This window comes from Methylobacterium sp. E-016, from assembly GCF_022829745.1.
In the GTDB taxonomy this organism is placed as follows: Bacteria; Pseudomonadota; Alphaproteobacteria; order Rhizobiales; family Beijerinckiaceae; genus Methylobacterium.
This window is the reverse complement of the sequence record NZ_JAKSYF010000037.1, coordinates 1-3,679: the sequence shown is the minus strand read 5'-3', so window position 1 is coordinate 3,679 and position 3,679 is coordinate 1. Positions and strand designations below refer to the sequence as shown.

Annotated in this window: 3 protein-coding genes; 2 read left to right on the top strand and 1 reads right to left on the bottom strand. The window is 72.7% G+C overall.

Annotated elements, in window-relative coordinates; genetic code table 11:
• Positions 1–116 precede the first annotated feature (116 nt).
• Positions 117–1,271, bottom strand: a complete 1,155-nt coding sequence (locus MKK68_RS02370; RefSeq protein WP_244028461.1) for an aminotransferase — start codon at positions 1,269–1,271, stop codon at positions 117–119.
• 304 nt (positions 1,272–1,575) lie between these two features.
• Between MKK68_RS02370 and MKK68_RS02365 the strand changes: the two genes are divergently transcribed.
• Together MKK68_RS02365 and MKK68_RS02360 are read left to right on the top strand one after the other, a co-directional pair.
• The gene (locus tag MKK68_RS02365) at positions 1,576–1,716 is read left to right on the top strand and encodes a hypothetical protein (protein ID WP_243935791.1); all 141 of its coding nucleotides are present in this window, start codon (positions 1,576–1,578) and stop codon (positions 1,714–1,716) included.
• A 277-nt stretch (positions 1,717–1,993) separates the two neighbouring features.
• The gene (locus MKK68_RS02360) at positions 1,994–3,328 is read left to right on the top strand and encodes an MdtA/MuxA family multidrug efflux RND transporter periplasmic adaptor subunit (RefSeq protein WP_147727822.1); all 1,335 of its coding nucleotides are present in this window, start codon (positions 1,994–1,996) and stop codon (positions 3,326–3,328) included.
• Positions 3,329–3,679 lie beyond the last annotated feature (351 nt).

Here is a 3,679-nt window from a genome sequence, read left to right as displayed (position 1 = left end):
CCGCCCCCTCACCGCCGCTTCGGCTGCGCTTCCCGGCCGCACGACGGGGTGCGGCAGGGCCTCTCCCCGCGTGCGGGGAGAGGGGATGGGCGTTTCATCCCAAAGCCGAAACCCGCTCACGATGCCGCCCGCCGCACGCCCGAGAGCCGGACCAGCGCCGCGTCCAGCGTCGCGTCGGCCTTGGCGAAGCAGAGCCGCACGAGCGTGCGCACGGCCCGGTCCGGGTAGAACGCGCTCACGGGAATCGCCGCGACGCGATGCTCGCGCACCAGCGCCTCGCAGAAGGCGACGTCGTCGGCGTGGCCAAGATCGGCGATGTCGAGGTTGAGGAACCACGTCGCCTGCGCCGGCAGCACCGTGAAGCCGAGATCGGCGAGGCCGCCGGCGAGCCGGTCGCGCGAGCGGGCGTAGCCGGCGCGCATCCCGGTGAAGTAGGCATCGTCCTTCGCCAGCCCGTAGGCCACCGCCTCCTGCAGGTTCGGCGGCGTGGTGAAGGTGAGGAACTGGTGCGCCTTGGCGAGCGTCCGCATCAGCGCTGCGTCGGCCATCACGAACCCGACCTTCCAGCCGGTGAGCGAGAAGATCTTGCCGGCCGAGCCGATCTTCACCGTGCGCGCCCGCATGCCGGGCAGGCTCATCAGCGGGACGTGGCGGGCGCCGTCGAACACCACGTGCTCCCAGACCTCGTCGCACAGCGCGATCGCGTCGTGGCGGCGGCAGAACGCGGCCAGCCGCGCGAGGTCGTCGGCGCCGAGCCGGGTCGCGCTCGGGTTCAGCGGGTCGTTCAGCAGCACCACCTTGGTGCGCGGCGAGAAGGCGGCGGCGAGCGCGGCCTCGTCGAGGCCGAAGGCGGGCGGCGTCAGGGTCACGATCCGCGGCACGCCGCCGGCGCGCAGCACCAGCGGCAGGTAGGCGTCGTACATCGGCGCGAACAGCACCACCTCGTCGCCCGGCTCGATCAGCGCCAGCAGCGCGCCGGCGAGCGCCTCCGTCGCGCCCGAGGTCACCATCACCTCGGTCTCGGGATCGAGGGCGAGCCCCTGGTGCCGGGCGTAATGCGCCGCCACCGCCGCGCGCAGGGACGGCAGCCCCATCATCGGCGGGTACTGGTTCGAGCCCTCGACGAGCGCCCGCGCGCCGCGCTCGCGCATGTCGGCGGGGCCCGGGTCGTCGGGGAACCCCTGCCCGAGATTGATCGCGCCGTGCTCGCGGGCGAGCCGCGACATCGTCTCGAACACCGTGGTCGGGAGGCCGGAGAGGACCGGGTTCATGCGAAGCGGGGGGCGGACATCGGCGGGGTGATACCATGGGGCCGATCCCGCGCGAAACGTGCGGGAGCGCACGCCACCGGCGATTGCTGGCAGGCCTCACGGCTGACGAATGTTGACATTCATCAGCCGTGAGATAGCTTTCGGGAACACGGCCGGTGCGGCGCCGGTGGGCGCGGAACTCCGCCCCCTCGTTCCGTTCCTGACTTGGCGCCGGACCGGTCGTCGCGAGGCCCGCCAATTCGTTGGCGGGCCTTTTCGCGTTATGGCCTCGTCCGCCTGCCGTCACGGATCGCCGGAGCCCGCCATGTCCCCCCGCCGCGCCCTCGCGCTCGCCTTCGCCGTCGGCGCCCTCGGCCTCGGCCTGCGGCGCGCGGTCCCGGTGGCGCCGGTCGACGAATCCTACCGCGACGTGGTGCGGTACTACCGCGCGCTGGAGCGGCCCTGACGGGCCAGCAACAGCACCGAAACATCGGTGCCGTACTGACGACGCATTGACGGGCGATGGCTGCGGCGCAGGGATGCCGAGCGGGCGCACCCGGACCCGAGCCGCGCCCGGCGCGGGTGCCGCAGGGCACGGTCCGTTCGGATGCCGTACAGGCGGCCGGGGCCAGGGTGTCGGATTCGCTCCCCGGGCCGACGAACGGTCGGCCCGCGGACGAAAACAGCGAGAGGATAGGGCGCGACACGGGCGCGGCGGCGTCCGGAACGTGGTCTAATCAGTCATGAACGAGAGCTCACCCATCCGCACGGACACGGCGCGCGCGTTCCAGCCGGACCCGGTCGCGTCGCCCGGCAAGACGCGCCGGTTCCGCCCCTTCCGCTGGATGCTGCTGCTCCTGGCGCTGCTGGCGGCCGGCGCGGTGGCCCACCGCTGGTACGACGGGCGCACGCAGGTCGCGGGCGGCCCCGGTGAGACCCAGGGCAAGGGCGGCCGCGGCGGCGGCAAGCGCGGCGGCATGGACGTGCCCCAGGCGGTCGGCATCGCGCAGATCGTCACCGGCGACATCCCGGTGGTGCTTCAGGGGCTCGGCACCGTCACGCCGCTGGCCACCGTCACCGTGAAATCGCAGATCAGCGGCTACCTCACCGACATCGGGTTCCGCGAGGGCCAGACCGTGAAGAAGGGCGACTACCTCGCCCAGATCGACGCGCGGCCCTACGAGGCGCTGCTCGCCCAGTACCAGGGCCAGCTCGCCCGCGACCAGGCGCTGCTGCAGAACTCGAAGCTGGACCTGGCCCGCTTCCAGCGCCTCGCCCAGCAGGATTCGATCTCGAAGCAGAACGTCGACACCCAGGGCGCGCTGGTGAAGCAGAACGAGGGCACGGTCGCCTCCGACCAGGCCCTCGTCGACCAGCAGCGGCTGAACATCGCCTACGCGCGCATCATCTCGCCGGTGGAGGGCCGGGTCGGCCTGCGCCAGGTCGACCAGGGCAACTACATCACCGCGGCCTCGACCAACATCGTCGTCGTCACCCAGCTCCATCCGATCTCGGTGGTGTTCACCCTGCCCGAGGACGACGTCTCCCGGGTGATGCGCCGGGTGCGCGCCGGCGCCAAGCTCGCGGTCCGCGCCTACGACCGGGGCGACGCCCACGAGATCGCCACCGGCACCCTCGACACGGTCGACAACCAGATCGACGTCACCACCGGCACGGTGAAGCTGCGCGCCCTGTTCGACAACAAGGACGAGGAGCTGTTCCCGAACCAGTTCGTCAACGCCAAGCTCACCGTCGACACGGTGGCGAACGCGGCGCTGGTCCCCAACGGCGCGATCCTGCAGGGCACGCCCGGCACCTACGTCTACCTGATGGACGGCGACGCGAAGGTCTCGGTCCGCCCGATCAAGACCGGCGAGACCGACGGCACGCGGACGGTGGTGCTCTCCGGCCTCCAGGCCGGCGACCGCGTCGTCACCGACGGCACCGACCGCCTGCGCGACGGCGCCCCGGTGCGGATCACGGAGGGTGTCGACGGCCAGAAGGTCACCCCCGCCGCCGACGCCGGCGGCGCCCAAGAGGCCGGACAGAAGCGCGGCCGCCGGCGGCAGCAGCCGTGAGCGACGCGATCCAGACGGCGCCCTTCCCCTCTGCCCGCACGCGGGGAGAGGCCCGCACGGACCTCGTCGTCCGTGCGGGACGCGAAGGCGCAGCCGAAGCGGCGGTGAGGGGGCGGATCCGGACGAGCCTCTTCCGTCGAAGCCCCCTCACCGTCGGCTGCCGCCTCGCTGCGACGACGACGAGGTCGTCGCAGCCCTCTCCCCGCGTGCGGTGCGAGGGGATGCCCACGGATCGCCGCGGTGATCGCCTCCGCCTGTCCGCGAGTGGGCCCCCGGCACGAACCCGTCCCGCCTCTTCATCCTGCCCCCGGTCTGTACCACGCTCCTCATGCTGGCCATCCTTCTCTGCGG

Coding starts and splice junctions, on each gene's coding strand:
- MKK68_RS02360 (WP_147727822.1), top strand. CDS start 1,994: ATGAACGAGAGCTCACCCATCCGCACGGACACGGCGCGCGCGTTCCAG.
- MKK68_RS02370 (WP_244028461.1), bottom strand. CDS start 1,271: ATGAACCCGGTCCTCTCCGGCCTCCCGACCACGGTGTTCGAGACGATG.
- MKK68_RS02365 (WP_243935791.1), top strand. CDS start 1,576: ATGTCCCCCCGCCGCGCCCTCGCGCTCGCCTTCGCCGTCGGCGCCCTC.